The organism is Halorubrum persicum, assembly GCF_002727125.1.
GTDB lineage: Archaea > Halobacteriota > Halobacteria > Halobacteriales > Haloferacaceae > Halorubrum > Halorubrum persicum.
The window spans coordinates 1-14,603 of the sequence record NZ_NHOA01000096.1 but is presented as its reverse complement, the minus strand read 5'-3'; the positions used below and the strand labels follow the sequence as shown (position 1 = coordinate 14,603).

The window sequence follows — 14,603 nt, the reverse complement described above, 5'->3', positions numbered from 1 at the left end:
CCGTACCTCGCCGTCGGCGATCCGGACTACGAGTCGTCGAAGGCGTACGTCGAGGCGCTCGACCGCGGCGGCGCGGACGTGATCGAACTCGGGCTCCCCTTCTCCGAGCCGATCGCGGAGGGGTCAACGATTCAGGGGGCGCTGGTCCGCGCGCTCGACGCCGGCATGACGCCGGACCGGTTCTTCGGCTTCGCGGAGGAGTTGGAGGTCGAGGCGCCGCTCGTCTGTATGACGTACTACAACCTGATCTACCAGTACGGGCAGGAGTCCGGTCCCAGGCCGTTCGTCGAGCGCGCCGCCGCGGCCGGCATCGAGGGGCTCGTGGTCCCCGACCTCCCGGCGGAGGAGGCCGACCCGCTGCGCGAGGCGTGCGACGAGTTCGGACTCGACCTCGTGTTCATCGTCGCGCCCACCACGGTCGGCGACCGCCTCGATCGGATCATGAGCCGGGTGTCCGGCTACGTCTACGTGCAGGCGCGGCTCGGGACGACCGGCGCGCGCAGCGACGTGTCCGACCAGACCACGCAGAGCCTCGACCGGCTCCGCGAGTACGACGTGCCGAAGGCCGTCGGATTCGGTATCTCGGCCGGCGAGCACGCCGAGCGCATCGTCGCGGGCGGCGCCGACGGGATCATCGTCGGCTCGGCGCTCGTCGACATCGTCGCCGAGGGCGTCGAGGAGGATCTGTCGACCGCCGAGGTCGCCGACCGGCTGGAGGCGCTCTCGCGGGAGCTGAAGGCGGGCGCCGAGCGGGGCTACGCCGCCCGCGTCGAGGCGCCGGAGTCGCGGTGACTCCGGCTTCGAGCCAATACGACCCCGAACGAAACCCACTTACCTACGATTGCCACACACTCACACAACGACCGACACCATCATGACAGCAGGACTCTCAGCACGACTCGACCGCATCTCCACAAACGACCGATACCTCATCGTCCCGATGGACCACGGGCTCACGATGGGCGCCGTCGAGGGGCTCGTCGACATCGAGTCGACGATCGACGGCGTCACGAGCGGCGGCGCGGACGCGGTGCTCACCCAGAAGGGGATCGCGCCGCGCGTCCACGAGAACAAGAACGACGCGGGCTACATCGTCCATGTGAACGGGTCGACCACGATCGGCCCCGACGAGAGCGACAAGCGCGTCACCGCCACCGCCGAGGACGCGGTACGCGCGGGCGCCGACGCCGTCTCGTTCCACATCAACGTCGGCTCGGACCACGAGCCGGACCAGATCGAGGAGCTCGCGGAGCTGACCGCGGACGCCGACCGGCTCGGCCTCCCCGTGCTCGCGATGGCGTACGCGCGCGGCCCCGGCGTCGACAGCACGGACGCGGAGTCGCTCGGGCACGCCGTCCGGCTCGCCGAGGAGCTCGGCGCCGACGTGGTGAAGACGGGCTACTCCGGCGACGGCGACTCCTTCGCCCGCGTGACGGAGTCGACCCGCCTCCCGGTCGTCATCGCGGGCGGCGCGAAGGGGACGGACCGCGAAACGGTGGAGATGGTGCGCGGCGCGATGGACGGCGACGCGGCCGGCGTGTCGATGGGACGGTCGATCTTCCAACACGAGGACCCGGAAGGGATCGCTCGCGCGGTGTCGGCGGTCATCCACGACGACGCGTCGGTCGATGAGGCGCTCGCCGCGGGCGGGTTCGTCGAGGCGTAAGCCGGCCGCTCCGACAGGCGCGTCAGCAGGCGGCGTGTCTCCTCGAAAGCGTACACCGGACGACACGGCATCAGCGATGAGTGCGTTGTCGTCTTCGCGCCCCGTCGCCACGCGCAACGCCCGACCCTTCCGCAGTTTTCAAGCCCGCCCGCCGTGAGGTTCCGACAATGACACGCACGGTCTGGGTGAAGGCCGACGGCGACGTCGGCGACTGGGAGGCGCGCAAGCGACGGATCACGGCGGCCATCGAGGCCGGCGCGGACTGGGTACTCGTCGACGAGACCGACGTGGGGCGCGTCCGCGACCTCGGCGACATCTCGGTCGCCGCGTTCCGCTCGGAGGCGGACGTGATCGACGACGCCGAGGACGCCCCCGAGGCCGACGCCTACTTCGTCGGGAAGGGCGGCGAGGGCGACGGCACGATCGACATGCCCGAGGACCTGTCGGGCTCCGCGGACCTCACGACGGTCCGCCGGCGCGACGACCGCGCGCAGGGCGTCTACGTCCGGGTGCTCGGCACCGAGTACGAGCGCTTCGCCGAGGAGGCCGCGACCGACGCCGACTTCACGGTCATCGTCGGCGAGGACTGGTCGATCATCCCGCTGGAGAACCTGATCGCGCGGGTCGGCGAGGAGACGCACCTCGTCGCGGGCGCGACGACCGCCGCCGAGGCCCGGACCGCCTTCGAGACGCTGGAGATCGGCGCCGACGGCGTCCTCCTCGACGCGGACTCCCCCGACGAGATCCGCGGGGCGGTCGACGCCCGCGACGCCGCCGACCGCGAGACGCTCGACCTCCGGCACGCCGAGGTCACCGCGGTCGAGCGCACCGGGATGGCCGACCGCGTCTGTATCGACACCGGCTCGCTGATGGACGACGACGAGGGGATGCTCGTGGGGTCGATGTCGCGCGGGCTGTTCTTCGTCCACGCCGAGACCGCGGAGTCGCCCTACGTCGAGTCGCGCCCGTTCCGCGTGAACGCCGGCGCGGTCCACGCGTACGTCCGCAACGCCGAGGGCGGCACCAACTACCTCGCGGAGCTGACGAGCGGCGACGAGGTGCAGGTCGTCGACACCGCCGGGCACACCCGCGAGGCGATCGTCGGGCGCGTGAAGATCGAGAAGCGGCCGATGTTCCGGCTACAGGCGGAGGTCGAGACGGAGGAGGGGACCGACCGCGTCGAGACGCTGATCCAGAACGCCGAGACGGTGAAGGTCGCGACCGCGGAGGGCAAGAAGGCGGTCACGGATCTGGAGGCGGGCGACGAGGCGCTCGTCTACTACGAGGACGTGGCGCGCCACTTCGGCGAGGCGGTTGAGGAAAGTATCATCGAGAAGTGAGTGGCCGACCAGGGGGAGGCCACTGCTGACGAACGGGCCGAAGGCCCGTGAGTAGCGGGGCCGAGCGATGCGAGGCCCCGTTGCGAGCGGCGCAGCCGCGAGCAGAGTGGCCGACCAGGGGGAGGCCATGATAAACGAGCGGCCGACCGGCGGGGGCAATCACTCACGAGCCGGCGAGTGACGTGACCTTCCCGAAGAACGACACGTCCGACCGGATCGGAGTCGGCGTCGCATTCCTGTCAAAGGGTTGCCCAGACCGTTACTATTACCAAACATGTTACCCTTCCTCGACCCATGGCTGTGAGTCACGAGCAGGGTCGCGTGACAGATGGAAGCGTAGTGGATCGCGTTCAGCATCTGGCATCGGCCGCGAACCCGGCGTTCGCGGTGGGGAGCATCGCGGTGCCGCTGTCGTTCGTGGTCGCGAGCGTGCTGTTGTCGAGCACCACGCTCCTGTTTTATACCCACGTCGCCGCCGGCGCGGTGTGGTTCGGGTTCGCGCTGATCTTCCCGGCGGTGATCGGGCCGGCCCTCGGCGGGTTGGACCGCGACACCGCGGCGGCGGTGACGACGGCGCTCACCCCCAAGGTGGTGTTTTTCCTGGTCGGCTTCTCGCTGACGACCGCCATCTCGGGGACGCTCTTGCTCGGATCCGAATTCGGACTCGGCTACGGCTTCGGCGGGCGGTGGCCGACGCTGTCTCTGGGCCTGGGCTGGGGCCTGTTCGTCTTCGGGCTCCTCGTGCCGAACCGGATCCACCTCAGTGCGTACTACGAGAGCCGATCGGCGGACCCCGACCCGTCGCGGCTCGAAGCGATCGAGAAGAAGAACCTCGTCGTCGGCCTGTTCGAGGCCGCAGCGATGCTCGGGATCATCGTCCTGATGACCGGGCTCCGACTGGGCGCATAACGGCTCTGTCGAAGTCGGGGTACCCGAAGCCGCCGAGTTCGCGTTCACTCGCCGCTCGAAGCGGACGAGTCGGGCGGGCGCTCCGTCACGGTCACTTCCCCCGAGAGCAACTGGGCAGACGGGGGGGGGGCGAGCGTGATCCCCTCCTCGTCGAAGCGCCGTTTCACCGCCCGGCGGAAGTCGGAGCGAATCGTCATCAGGTCCTTGTCTCTCGGGTCGTCGACCCAGAACTCCGCCTGTATCGTGATCGCGTTGTCGCCGAGTTCGACGAGGCGGGCGTTCGGCGCCGGATCACCGAGGATCGGATCGAGCGTCGCGGCGATCTGTCGCAACTCCAGCAGGGCCCGCTCGGCGTCCTCGTAATAGGCGACGGACGCCTGTTCCGTGATTCGGTACGTGTTCCGACCGTAGGGTCGGGTGATGGCGTTGGTCGTGAGTTCGGTGTTGGGGACCGAGACGGTCTCGTTGTTCGGCGTCCGGATCCGAGTGACGCGGAAGTCGACCTCTTCGACGGTGCCGCTCCCGCCCGGCCACTCGATCCAGTCGCCGACGTTGAAATCCGGGTCGGCGACGAGGAACATCCCGCTGATAAGCGACCCGAACACCTGCTGTCCGGCGATCCCGAGCGCGAACGTGAGCGCCGCGATAATGACCGCCGAGTCGGAGAGCACCCGTCCGTAGCCGGCGGTGATGATGCCCGAGAGGGTCGCAAAGCCGATGAAGAGCACCCGTAGGTACGTCTTCGCGGCGGTCTCGATCGTCGGGTTGTTCCGGTTGCGCGCTCTCACGACGCGGGTCAGGAAGGGAACGAGAAACGCCTGACCGACGAGGTAGACGACACCGAACCCCACGAGAAACCAGAACAGCTCCGAAAACACCTGATCGTACGCCGAGAAGACGTCTGTCGCCCACTCCGGCGGAGACACCTGACCGAGCATGCGCTACGAATGGCGGCGTATCGCTAAAAACCCCGACCGCCGGGTACGCGAGCTAGATCCCGTACAGCTCGCCGTACTTCTGCTCGACGTAGTCGGTGAAGGCGTCCGCCGAGAAGTCGTCGCCGGTCGCCCGTTTGACCAGCTCGTTCGTCTCGTAGCGGGAGCCGTGCCGGTGAACGTTCTCCGAGAGCCACTCGCGGAGGTCGTCGAAGTCGCCGTCGGCGATCTTCGCGTTGAGGTCGTCGATCTCGCTCTCGGCGGCCTCGAACAGCTGGGCGGCCATGACGGAGCCGAGCGAGTAGGTGGGGAAGTAGCCGAAGTTGCCGTGGCTCCAGTGGATGTCCTGGAGACAGCCCTCGGCGTCGTTGTCGGGCCGGATCCCGAGGTACTCCTCGTACTTGTCGTTCCAGACCTCGGGCACGTCCTCGACCGCGAGATCGCCGCGAACCAGGTCGCGCTCGATCTCGAACCGGACGACGATGTGGAGGTGGTAGGTGAGCTCGTCGGCCTCGACGCGGATGAGGTTGTCCTCGTGGACCTGGTTGACCGCCTGATAGGCGTCCTCGACGGTCGCGTCGTCGGTCTCCGGGAAGTGCTCTTTGAACGTCGGGAGGAACAGCTCCCAGAACGCTCGGCTGCGGCCGACGTGGTTCTCCCAGAGCCGCGACTGCGACTCGTGAACCGACAGGTCTCGGGACTCGCCGAGCGGCGTCCCGAACTGCTCCTGCGGGAGCCCGAGGTTGTACTGCGCGTGGCCGAACTCGTGGATCGTGGAGCTGACGGCGCCGAGCGGGTCGGACTCGTCGAATCGGGTGGTCACGCGGCAGTCGAACTGGTTCCCGGCGGTGAACGGGTGCGAGGAGACGTCGAGCCGGCCGCGGTCGAAGTCGTAGCCGACCAGTTCGAGGGTCTCGCGCGCGAGCGCCTCCTGTTCGTCTTCGGGGAACGTCCCCTCGAAGGTGTCGACGGCGAGGTCGGCGTCGGACTCGCGGATCGCGTCGATCATGGGGACGAGCGTCTCGCGGAGCTCGGTCAGGATCGACTCCGCGCGCTCCATCGAGAGGCACGGTTCGAACTCCTCGAACAACACCTCGTAGGGGTCGCGGTCGGGGTCGATGTGCTCGGCGTACTCGCGCTTCAGCTCGACGTGTTTCTCCAGGTGCGGCGCGAACGCGTCGAAGTCGTCCTCGGCTTTCGCCGCTTCCCACGCCTGCAGCGCCTCCGTGCCCGCCTCGGAGATCTCCTCGACGAGCTCGACGGGGACGGCGTCGGCGCGCTCGTACTCGCGGCGGACCTCGCGGACGACCGCCGCCTGTTCGTCGGTGAGCTCGGCGTCGGCGAGCTCGTCGAGCAGGTCACCCGTCTCCTCGTCGGTGAGGAGGTCGTGACGGATCGACGAGAGCGTCGAGAGCTGCTTCGACCGGGCGGGAGTGCCGCCCTCGGGCATCATCACCTGCTGGTCCCACCCGAGCACGCCGGCGGCGCTCCCGACCGTGTTCCAGCGTCGAACGCGGTCGAGGAGGGCGTCGTACGCGTCGGGGGCGTCGGCTGCGTCGTCGGCGACTTCCGTTGCCATGCGCCGGAGAACGGCCGCGTCAGTTAAGAAGGGACCGGACGCGATCCTCGCCCGCCGCGTGATGACGGTCGACCCCGCCCGGAGCGCGACCTATTTCCCACCGGCCGTCGAACCGATGCCAACGAATGTCCGAAGCCGCCGCGTTCATCGACCTGCGATCCGACACCGTCACCGCGCCCTCAGCGGCGATGCGCGAGGCCGCCCGCGACGCCGAGGTCGGCGACGACGTGTACCGCGACGACCCCACCGTCAACGAGCTGGAGCGCCGCGCGGCCGACGCGGTCGGGACGGAGGCCGCGCTGTACGTACCCTCCGGGACGATGGCCAACCAGATCGCCGTCCACGTCCACACCGAGCCCGGTCAGGAGCTCCTCCTGGAGCGCGAGTCCCACATCTACCGATGGGAGCTGGCGGGCGCGGCGAAGCTCTCTGGCGCCCAGACCCGGACGATCGACGCGGGCGACCGATGCGTCCCGACGCCGGAGGCCGTCCGAGAGGGGCTCGTCGAGGAGGACCTCCACCGCCCCGGGACCGGGCTCCTCTCGCTGGAGAACACCCACAACTACCGCGGCGGCACGGCGGTCCCGGTCGAGCAGATCGCGGCGGCCGCCGAGGTCGCCCGCGACGCCGACGTACCGGTCCACCTCGACGGGGCGCGCGTGTTCAACGCCGCGGTCGCGCTCGGCGTCGACGCGAGCGAGATCGTCGACCCCGTCGACACCGTCACGTTCTGCCTCTCCAAGGGGCTCGGCGCGCCGGTCGGCTCGATCGTCGCCGGCGACGAGGCGTTCGTCGAGGAGGCTCGGCGCGTCCGCAAGCTGTTCGGCGGCGGGATGCGGCAGGCGGGGATGATCGCCGCGCCGGGCCTGCTCGCGCTGGAGAACGTCGACCGGCTCGCCGACGACCACGCCAACGCGGAGCGGCTCGCGGCCGGCCTCGACGCGCTCGACGGGGTCCGGGCGCCCGAGCCCGACACCAACATCGTCGTCGCCCACACCGACGACGGCGGAATCGCGGCCGCGGACCTCGTGGCGGCCTGCGAGGAGGCCGGCGTCGGCGGCGTGGAGTTCGCCGAGCACACGACGCGGTTCACCACGCACCTCGACGTCGACGGGGACGATGTCGACGCCGCGATCGATCGGATCGGCGACGCGGTCGCGGAGCTGGCGTAACTGTCGTCGTCAGCGCGCGTATCCACGTCTCTGCGGCAGTAATGCGTCGTTCGCGTTCGGCGACTCGGCCGACGAGCCGTCGGCTCAGCGTGTAGGGCGACCGCCGCTACGGTGCGGACGTTGAAAGGTGGCCGCCTCGCGCGAACGCGAGACGACCAGTGGTGTCGCACACCGGCGGCCGGTCGAGTAATGGTCAGCCGCTCCGGTACTTAAACCCTCGTTCGTGCGGCGCCGGTCGGGTCGGGTGAGCGACAGAGGCAGTGGGTCCGGGTCAGATAGGCCGGCGGAGGCGGTCGGACAGGTGAGTGGGTTGCCGGAGGCAGTCACCGGAGGCGGTGTTGCTCCGACGACCTGATCAGTCGGGTCGGTGGACTTCGCCCTCGCGCTCGTCGGCGTCCTTCCGGCGGAGCGCGGCGGCGGCGTTGTTGGCGTCGTAGCCGAAGAACACGTCCTTCGCGTAGCGCTCCGCGACCTCCGTGGCGTGGATCAGGTCGTCGACGTCGACTTCCACCGCGTACAGCTCCAGCGAGAACGGCGTCTCGGGCGGCGCGCCGTGCACGTCGTAGTCGCCGCCGAGCCGCGAGCGGAACCCGCGGGCGATGGTCTCCAGCCAGTAGGTCGTGGCGTATTCGGTGTCGTACAGCGGGACCACGAACTCGTCGACGTGCTCGGCGAGCCGATCGAGGTCGAGGCCGGCCCGCGCTCGCAGGTGGTCGGGGTAGGGGTCCGGGTACAGCGTGAGCAGCACGCGACCGGGCACGCGCTCGGCGGCGTCGGCGACGAACTCGGTGATCACGTCGGCGCGCCAGTCGGTCCAGTCGTCGCGGTCGCTCTCGGCGAAGCGCCGCTCGCAGCGGTCACAGTGACAGAACCCCTCCCGCGGGAACCCCACGTCGTCGAGGCGCACGTCGTCGTTCTCGGCGGCGCAGTCCTCGATGATCTCCAGCAGTCCCTCGCGGTACTCCGGGTGGGTGGGGCAGATGTACGCCCAGTCGAAGTAGTCGCGGTCGCGGGTCGCCGGCTCGCCGCGCTCGTCGACCGGGACGAGCTCGGGGTTCTCGCTCGCCGCGGCGTTGTCGCCGAAACACGACACCATGTTCACGGCGTTCGGCAGGGGTGCGGCCGCCCGCCCCGTGACGTCTTTCACCTCGTAGAAGCCGAGGTCGAACGGCTCCATCTCGACCTCGTCGGCGTTTCGCGTGACGACCCCGTACATGTGCGCCGCTACGTGACTGACGGGTAAAAACGGCGGGCATCCGCCCGCGAGGAGTGGTCGGCGAACGCTTCGGCGGCGGGTCGCGCGGCGGTCCGATTACTCGACTTCGACCGGCTCCTTGTCGCCGGCGAACAGGAAGTACGCGAGGGCGACCAACGACAGGACCAGGACGAGCTTCAGTTTCTTGCTCATACCTGACGCGTCGGGCGGCGGCCGCTAAAATCTACCGGAGCCTCGCCGATCGCGGCCGGGAGCCGCCGGCCGTCACACGTCGATGTGGTCGGCGATGTCGGCGCGGAGGATCGTCGAGCAGTAGTCGCAGCGAACGCCGTCGGCGACCACGTCGAACCGGGTGTCGACCGGCTCGTCGGCGTTCGTGATGCAGTTCCGGTTCGGACACGAGAGCACGCCCGTCACGCTGTCGGGGCGCGTGACGCGGTTCTTCTCGACCACTTCGAAGTCGCGGACGATGTTGATCGTCGCCTCGGGCGCGATGAGCGAGAGCACGTCGACCTCGGACTGCGAGAGCTCTCGCTCCTCCACCTTCACGATGTCCTTGCGACCGAGCCGGTCCGAGGGGACGTTCATCCCCACCGAGACGCCGTACCCCTCGGAGCCGTCGATACCCAAGATGGCGAGCACGTTGAGCGCCTGCCCGCCCTCGACGTGGTCGATGACGGTGCCGTCTCGGATCTTCGAGACCCGCAGCTCGTGGTCGCTCATCGGTCCACCTCCATCCCCTCGGTGGCCTCGGCGTTTTCGAGGAGAGTGTCGAGCAGCGCCATCCGCACCGGGACCCCGTTGTGCGCCTGCTCGAAGTAGGTCGCGTGGTCGGTCTCGTCCACGTCGGGCGCGATCTCGTCGACGCGCGGGAGCGGGTGCATCACGGTGAGGTCGTCGGACGCGTCTTCGAGCGTCTCGGCGTCGATCTGGTACTCGCCGGCGACGCGGTGATACTCGTTCTCGTCCGGGAACCGCTCTTTCTGGATCCGGGTGACGTACAGCACGTCGAGCTCCTCGAGCACCGGTTCCAGCTCCTCGTGTTCGCGGATCTGCGCGCCGGTCTCGTGGAGGTCGAAGCGCACGGAGCGCGGGAGCCGCAGCGACTCCGGGCTGATGAAGTGCTGGTTGGCGTCGAATTCCGTGAGCGCCGCCGCGAGCGAGTGCACCGTGCGGCCGTACTTCAGGTCGCCCATGATGCCGACCGTGAGATCGTCGAGCCCGTGGTTCTCGCGGATCGTGTGGAGATCGAGGAGGGTCTGTGAGGGGTGTTGGCCGGCACCGTCGCCGGCGTTGACGACCGGGACGGAGACGTGCTCCGCGGCCAGCGTCGCGGCGCCCTCGCTCGGGTGGCGGAGGACGAGCGCGTCCGCGTACCCCTCGATGACGCGCACGGTGTCCGTGAGCGACTCCCCCTTCGACACCGACGAGGAGTCCACGTCGCCCATGTCGATGGTGTCGATACCGAGGCGTTTGGCCGCGCTGTCGAAGCTCATCCGGGTGCGCGTGCTCGGCTCGAAGAAACAGAGCGCGAGCACGCGCCCGGCGTGCCGGTCCGCGTAGGCGGCGGGGTCGTCGGCGACCGCCCGGGCCCGGTCGAGCACCGCCTCGATGTCATCCCGCGAGAGCTGCGTCGCGGTGATGAGGTGGTCCTGACGCATCGTCCGAGAAGGGGACCGGCAGTATCTTGAATCCCTCGGCTCGGCCGCCGACGCGGGTGTTCACGTCCGTGGATACGGTCGCCGTCGACGGCTTCGAGATTCGCAGAACGCGCGGCGCGTCAGCACGGATCGCTCCGGCGACACCCCCGGCCACGCGTATAAACCGATCCGCGCCCAACGGGCGGGTATGTCCGAGAACGACGCGGCGGACGACGCCGCCAACGACCCGGCCGACCTGCTGCCGAACGACCGCGTGAAACAGAGCGCGCTCGACGGCGACGTGACCCAGCTTCACCGCGGGAACCGGTACGGCGAGGAAGGCGACACGTTCGAGATCGACGGCGTGACCTTCGAACTCACCGCGGTGACCGAGCGCACCCTCGGCGACATGACCGACGAGGACGCGAAACGGGAGGGGTCGCCGTCGCTGGAGGCGTACAAGGAGCGAATGGCGCGCGCGCACGGAGGCAACTTCGACTGGGACGACGAGGCCGACGTGGTGCGACACCGGTTCGAGCGCGTCGAGTGAGCGGCGGCCAGCGCGCCGGCTACTCGGGCGCTCACTGGCCGAACGCGCCCAGACTCGACTGCAGCTCGCGGTTCGGCACCTCCTCGGTCAGCTCGTACCCCACCAGCTCCCTGGCGTCGACCGCGTACGTCGACCCGCCGCGATCGAGCACGAGCACGCGCCCCTTCCAGCCGCGCACCGTCCCCGCTGCCATCGTCTCGGCGACGGGACGGTCGTCGAGGTCGAGACCGTAGTCGAACGCGAACCGCTCGATCGGATCGAACCCATCCAGCAGCGCCTCCCACGCCGCCGCGTCCACGTCGCGCCCGAACCCCGAGAGCTTGGTCGGAACGCGCACCCGGTCGACGAGGCCGTCGCGCGCCGCCAGTTCGGCCTCGACCTCGCGCGCGACCCGCCCGTCCGGGTACGTTCGGACGTGGGCCGCGCGGTCGGCCCCCTGCTCGCGGAGCCGGGTCTCCAGCCGCCACAGGCGCGTGACGCCCACCTTCAGCACGTCGGGCGCGAACGCCGCGAGGTACACCGCGTGCGCCTCGTGGCAGTCCATCTCGTCTTTCAGACACGACCCCGTGCAGCGAGCGCAGACCCAGACGTGTCGGTGGGCGTCGCAGTACGGGGCGTCGTCGGCGTCGCAGGCGACGTGCTCGCCGTCGTGAACCGTTCCCGCACAGCGGCGCTCGCCGAGGCCGAAGGCGAGTTCCGTCCCGGGGGTCGCCTCGACGAACTCGACCGCGCCGCCGCTGGCGACGGTGAACCCCTCGCCCGACTCGTAGCCGACGACCTGCACGCGCTCTCGTACGGGGAGCCGCGACTTAGGCGCGTCGTCGCCGGACCGGTCAGGTGCGGCCTCCCGTGACGGTCCCGCCGCGCGACGAGCCGGCCGCCACGTGCTTTTAAGCCGGTTCCCGCGCGATGCCCGTCCATGCTCGACGCCGCGCTCGCCGTCAACGCCACCGACGGCGACGGGATCGACCTCGCCCTAACGGTGCGCAACGTCGGAGACGCGCCGGAGACGCTGCGGTTCCGGACCGGCCAGCGCGCCGACTTCGCCGCCTACGGGAGTGACGAGGAGGGCGAGGGTGGCGGTACAGCCGGCGACCCAGCCTGGCGGTACGGCACCGGGCGACTGTTCACGCAGGTGCTCGGGAGCGAGACGCTCGAACCGGGCGAGGCGACCGCGTACGAGGGGACGTGGGAAGACCCGCCGTCGGGCGAGTACCGCATCGTCGGCGAGGTGACCGCCGAGGAGCGCGACCTGAGCGCGACCGCGACGGTCGCGGTCGAGTGAGCGGGCCGGGTTACGCTCGTCCGTCACCGTGCACCGCGCGCTTGACCGCCGCTTCGAGGCGCTCGCGAGTGCGGTGGCTCGTCTCGGCGTCGGTCCGCACCTCGATCAGGTGCGAGCCGTCGGCGTCGCGGGCCCGCCGGTACGCGTCCGCGAGGTCGTCGGCGACGGCCGCGGCGGATTCGGCCGCTTCCGGTCGCTCCTCGGGCCGCGCGTCGATCCGCGCGTACGCCAGCCCGTGGAGGTCGGCCAGCGGCTCGAACTCGATGCCGTGCGGCGTTTTGAACGCCTCCGTGAACGCCGACTCGAACGACTCGATCGGGAGCGCGTGGAAGATCCCGCCGCCGTCGTTGTTGATCAGCACGATCGTCGCGTCCACGTCGCAGCGGTCGAGCGCGAGCAGCCCGTTGCCGTCGTGGTACAGCGCCAGATCGCCGACGACGAGCGTGAGGTCGTCGGTCGTCGCCGACCCGGCGCCCAGGGCGCTGGAGACGATGCCGTCGATGCCGGAGACGCCGCGGTTGCCGAGGGCGGTGACGCTCGTCGTCGTCGGCCCGACGAAGCGGTCCAGGTCGCGGACGGGCATCGAGTTGGAGACGAACAGCGTCGCGGGGTCGGGGAGCGCGTCGGCGACGACGCGGAGCGCGTCGCCCTCGTGGAAGGGGATATCGTCGGGCGCGGGGTCGTCGCCGTCCTCCGCCCGGCCGTGAATCGCGCCGGCGGTTCGGTCGGCGTCCTCCCACTGCGCGCGCCAGTCGGCGTCGCCGTTCCCCCCGACGACGAGCCGGGAGAGGCGGGCGCAGAGCCGGCTCGGCTCGGCGACGACGAGGTCGGTCGCCGCGAACTCCGCCTCGCGCCAGCGTCCGGCGGGGTCGACCTGATACTGGTCGGCGCCCGTCTCGGCGAGGTACTTGCGGAGGCGCTTGGCGGTCGGCGACGCGCCGAGCCGGAGGACGAGTTCGGGGTCGGTCCAGTCGGCCCCGGTCCCGGACGCGCCGGCGACCTCCGCCGAGAGGTACGCGTCGTAGGCGCCGATGACCGGTGCGACGCGCGTGTGCCCGCCGAACCGGACGCCGGAGAGGGGGTCGGCGAGGATCGGGAACCCCGTCGCGTGCGACAGCGCGGTGACGGCCTCGGCGTCGAGCCCCGGCGGGTCCGCGGGACCGGCGACGATCAGCCCGCGGTCGGTCGTCGACAGCTCGTTGGCGAGCCGCTGGAGCTCCTCGTCGCCCGGCTCGGGCGATCCGGGGGTCACGTCGACGTAGGGGCCGTCGCGCCCGCGCTCCGCGGTCGGATCGAGGTCGGCGGGCACGTCGTCGGAGACGGGAGTCGGCTCCAGCGGCTTCTTGAAGGGGACGTTGAGGTGGACCGGCCCGGGGTCGGCGCCCTCGGCGGTCCCGACCGCGCGGGCGACGGTGGTCCGGAGCGACCGGAGCGCCCGATCGTTCGGCGCGGGCTCTGGCAGGTCCTTGTAGAACCGGACGGCGTCGCCGTACAGCTTCTCCTGATCGGCGGTCTGGTTCGCGCCCGAGTCGCGGAGCTCCGGCGGGCGGTCGGCCGTGAGCGCGAGCAGGGGGACGCGGGCCTCGCTCGCCTCCATCACGGCGGGGTGGTAGTTGGCGGCGGCGGTGCCGGAGGTGCAGATCAGCGGCGTCACCGCCCCGGTCCGACGCGCGCGTCCCAGCGCGAAGTAGGCGGCCGAGCGCTCGTCCAACTGGGAGAAGACGCGCAGGTCGTCGTTGCGCACGGCGGCCATCGTCAGCGGCGTCGAGCGACTTCCGGGCGAGGCAACGACGGCGTCGACGCCGGCGGCGACGAGCTCGTCGACGAGGGCGCGCGCCCACAGCGTGTTCCGGTTCGGCGCAGTCATGACGACCGCTTAGGTGTCCCGATTTAAATACTCCCGCGGGTCGGGCGCGGTCGGGTTCGCCTACTCCCGGTCGAGTCGCGAGAGCCCGTGCCACACCGCGTCGACGAGGCGCTCTTCCCCCTCGCCCGCGGCGTCGGCCCACCCGCGAGCGAGCGCGTCCTCCAGCACGGGGACGGGGTGGTTCTCGAAGTTGTTCATCCCGCGGAACGTTTCGAGGGCCTCGCGCTCGGCATCGCCGAACGCCTCGGAATCGTCGGCGGCGGTCTCGCCCTCGTCGAGGAACCCGAGGTCCGCGAGCGCGGCCGACACCGCCGCGGCGGCCTCGCCGGTCAGCTCTCGGGTGTCCGCGGGCGCCTCGCGCTCCAGCAGGGTCACGTCGTACAGCTTGAACACCCGCTCCAGCTCGTCGATCGGCGCGTCGTGGTCGTCGACGCGCACGTCGAC

15 protein-coding genes are annotated in these 14,603 nt (G+C 70.5%); 7 read left to right on the top strand and 8 right to left on the bottom strand.

The genetic code is table 11. From position 1 onward, the window contains the following. From trpA to DJ69_RS11385, 4 genes are all read left to right on the top strand, one after another. Positions 1-792: tryptophan synthase subunit alpha (gene trpA, locus DJ69_RS11400; protein ID WP_099255717.1), on the top strand; the 792-nt coding region annotated here is incomplete at its 5' end. Between the two features lie 82 nt (positions 793-874). Beyond that, positions 875-1,666 (top strand): 2-amino-3,7-dideoxy-D-threo-hept-6-ulosonate synthase, encoded by a 792-nt coding sequence (locus DJ69_RS11395; protein WP_099255716.1) that lies wholly within the window; start codon positions 875-877, stop codon positions 1,664-1,666. A 167-nt stretch (positions 1,667-1,833) separates the two neighbouring features. Continuing rightward, the gene (locus tag DJ69_RS11390; RefSeq protein WP_099255715.1) at positions 1,834-3,006 is read left to right on the top strand and encodes a 3-dehydroquinate synthase II; all 1,173 of its coding nucleotides are present in this window, start codon (positions 1,834-1,836) and stop codon (positions 3,004-3,006) included. Positions 3,007-3,300: 294 nt separating this feature from the next. After that, positions 3,301-3,915 carry a hypothetical protein gene (locus tag DJ69_RS11385; protein WP_099255714.1) on the top strand — a complete coding sequence of 205 codons (615 nt, stop codon included), beginning with the start codon at positions 3,301-3,303 and terminating at the stop codon, positions 3,913-3,915. A 44-nt stretch (positions 3,916-3,959) separates the two neighbouring features. On the opposite strand, the gene DJ69_RS11380 is transcribed toward DJ69_RS11385, so the two are convergent. Then, positions 3,960-4,853 (bottom strand): mechanosensitive ion channel family protein, encoded by an 894-nt coding sequence (locus DJ69_RS11380; protein ID WP_099255713.1) that lies wholly within the window; start codon positions 4,851-4,853, stop codon positions 3,960-3,962. Positions 4,854-4,905: 52 nt separating this feature from the next. Beyond that, entirely contained in the window at positions 4,906-6,429 is a 1,524-nt protein-coding gene (locus DJ69_RS11375) for a carboxypeptidase M32 (protein WP_099255712.1), read from the bottom strand. 125 nt (positions 6,430-6,554) lie between these two features. On the opposite strand from DJ69_RS11375, the gene DJ69_RS11370 reads away from it, so the two are divergent. Further along, a complete protein-coding gene (locus tag DJ69_RS11370; protein WP_099255711.1) occupies positions 6,555-7,601 on the top strand; it encodes a threonine aldolase family protein in 1,047 nt (348 codons plus the stop codon). Between the two features lie 355 nt (positions 7,602-7,956). Here DJ69_RS11370 and DJ69_RS11365 read toward each other — a convergent pair whose 3' ends face one another. The 3 genes from DJ69_RS11365 to pyrB form a co-directional block, all read right to left on the bottom strand. Then, entirely contained in the window at positions 7,957-8,817 is an 861-nt protein-coding gene (locus DJ69_RS11365) for a glycoside hydrolase family 10 protein (protein WP_099255710.1), read from the bottom strand. Between the two features lie 264 nt (positions 8,818-9,081). Next, complete coding sequence (pyrI, locus tag DJ69_RS11360; RefSeq protein ID WP_099255709.1) at positions 9,082-9,540, bottom strand: aspartate carbamoyltransferase regulatory subunit; 459 nt, start codon at positions 9,538-9,540, stop codon at positions 9,082-9,084. Continuing rightward, on the bottom strand, positions 9,537-10,478 hold the full coding sequence (gene pyrB, locus DJ69_RS11355; RefSeq protein WP_099255708.1) for an aspartate carbamoyltransferase: 942 nt from the start codon (positions 10,476-10,478) through the stop codon (positions 9,537-9,539). Before pyrB ends, pyrI begins: the two co-directional genes overlap by 4 nt. A gap of 187 nt (positions 10,479-10,665) precedes the next feature. Here pyrB and DJ69_RS11350 point away from each other — a divergent pair, with 187 nt between their 5' ends. Beyond that, complete coding sequence (locus DJ69_RS11350; RefSeq protein ID WP_099255707.1) at positions 10,666-11,007, top strand: ASCH domain-containing protein; 342 nt, start codon at positions 10,666-10,668, stop codon at positions 11,005-11,007. A gap of 31 nt (positions 11,008-11,038) precedes the next feature. Here the strand turns inward: DJ69_RS11350 and DJ69_RS11345 are convergent, their stop codons facing one another. Next, positions 11,039-11,791, bottom strand: coding sequence for a DUF2797 domain-containing protein (locus tag DJ69_RS11345; protein WP_099255706.1), 753 nt, complete (start codon positions 11,789-11,791; stop codon positions 11,039-11,041). Between the two features lie 135 nt (positions 11,792-11,926). On the opposite strand from DJ69_RS11345, the gene DJ69_RS11340 reads away from it, so the two are divergent. Beyond that, positions 11,927-12,292, top strand: coding sequence for a BsuPI-related putative proteinase inhibitor (locus tag DJ69_RS11340; RefSeq protein ID WP_099255705.1), 366 nt, complete (start codon positions 11,927-11,929; stop codon positions 12,290-12,292). Positions 12,293-12,302: 10 nt separating this feature from the next. Here the strand turns inward: DJ69_RS11340 and menD are convergent, their stop codons facing one another. Beyond that, positions 12,303-14,159 carry a 2-succinyl-5-enolpyruvyl-6-hydroxy-3-cyclohexene-1-carboxylic-acid synthase gene (menD, locus tag DJ69_RS11335; RefSeq protein WP_099255704.1) on the bottom strand — a complete coding sequence of 619 codons (1,857 nt, stop codon included), beginning with the start codon at positions 14,157-14,159 and terminating at the stop codon, positions 12,303-12,305. Between the two features lie 60 nt (positions 14,160-14,219). Beyond that, positions 14,220-14,603 (bottom strand): putative peptidoglycan binding domain-containing protein (locus tag DJ69_RS11330; protein ID WP_275539524.1); only part of this gene is annotated, 384 nt, incomplete at its 5' end.

Coding starts and splice junctions, on each gene's coding strand:
- DJ69_RS11395 (WP_099255716.1), top strand. CDS start 875: ATGACAGCAGGACTCTCAGCACGACTCGACCGCATCTCCACAAACGAC.
- DJ69_RS11390 (WP_099255715.1), top strand. CDS start 1,834: ATGACACGCACGGTCTGGGTGAAGGCCGACGGCGACGTCGGCGACTGG.
- DJ69_RS11385 (WP_099255714.1), top strand. CDS start 3,301: ATGGCTGTGAGTCACGAGCAGGGTCGCGTGACAGATGGAAGCGTAGTG.
- DJ69_RS11380 (WP_099255713.1), bottom strand. CDS start 4,853: ATGCTCGGTCAGGTGTCTCCGCCGGAGTGGGCGACAGACGTCTTCTCG.
- DJ69_RS11375 (WP_099255712.1), bottom strand. CDS start 6,429: ATGGCAACGGAAGTCGCCGACGACGCAGCCGACGCCCCCGACGCGTAC.
- DJ69_RS11370 (WP_099255711.1), top strand. CDS start 6,555: ATGTCCGAAGCCGCCGCGTTCATCGACCTGCGATCCGACACCGTCACC.
- DJ69_RS11365 (WP_099255710.1), bottom strand. CDS start 8,817: ATGTACGGGGTCGTCACGCGAAACGCCGACGAGGTCGAGATGGAGCCG.
- pyrI (WP_099255709.1), bottom strand. CDS start 9,540: ATGAGCGACCACGAGCTGCGGGTCTCGAAGATCCGAGACGGCACCGTC.
- pyrB (WP_099255708.1), bottom strand. CDS start 10,478: ATGCGTCAGGACCACCTCATCACCGCGACGCAGCTCTCGCGGGATGAC.
- DJ69_RS11350 (WP_099255707.1), top strand. CDS start 10,666: ATGTCCGAGAACGACGCGGCGGACGACGCCGCCAACGACCCGGCCGAC.
- DJ69_RS11340 (WP_099255705.1), top strand. CDS start 11,927: ATGCTCGACGCCGCGCTCGCCGTCAACGCCACCGACGGCGACGGGATC.
- menD (WP_099255704.1), bottom strand. CDS start 14,159: ATGACTGCGCCGAACCGGAACACGCTGTGGGCGCGCGCCCTCGTCGAC.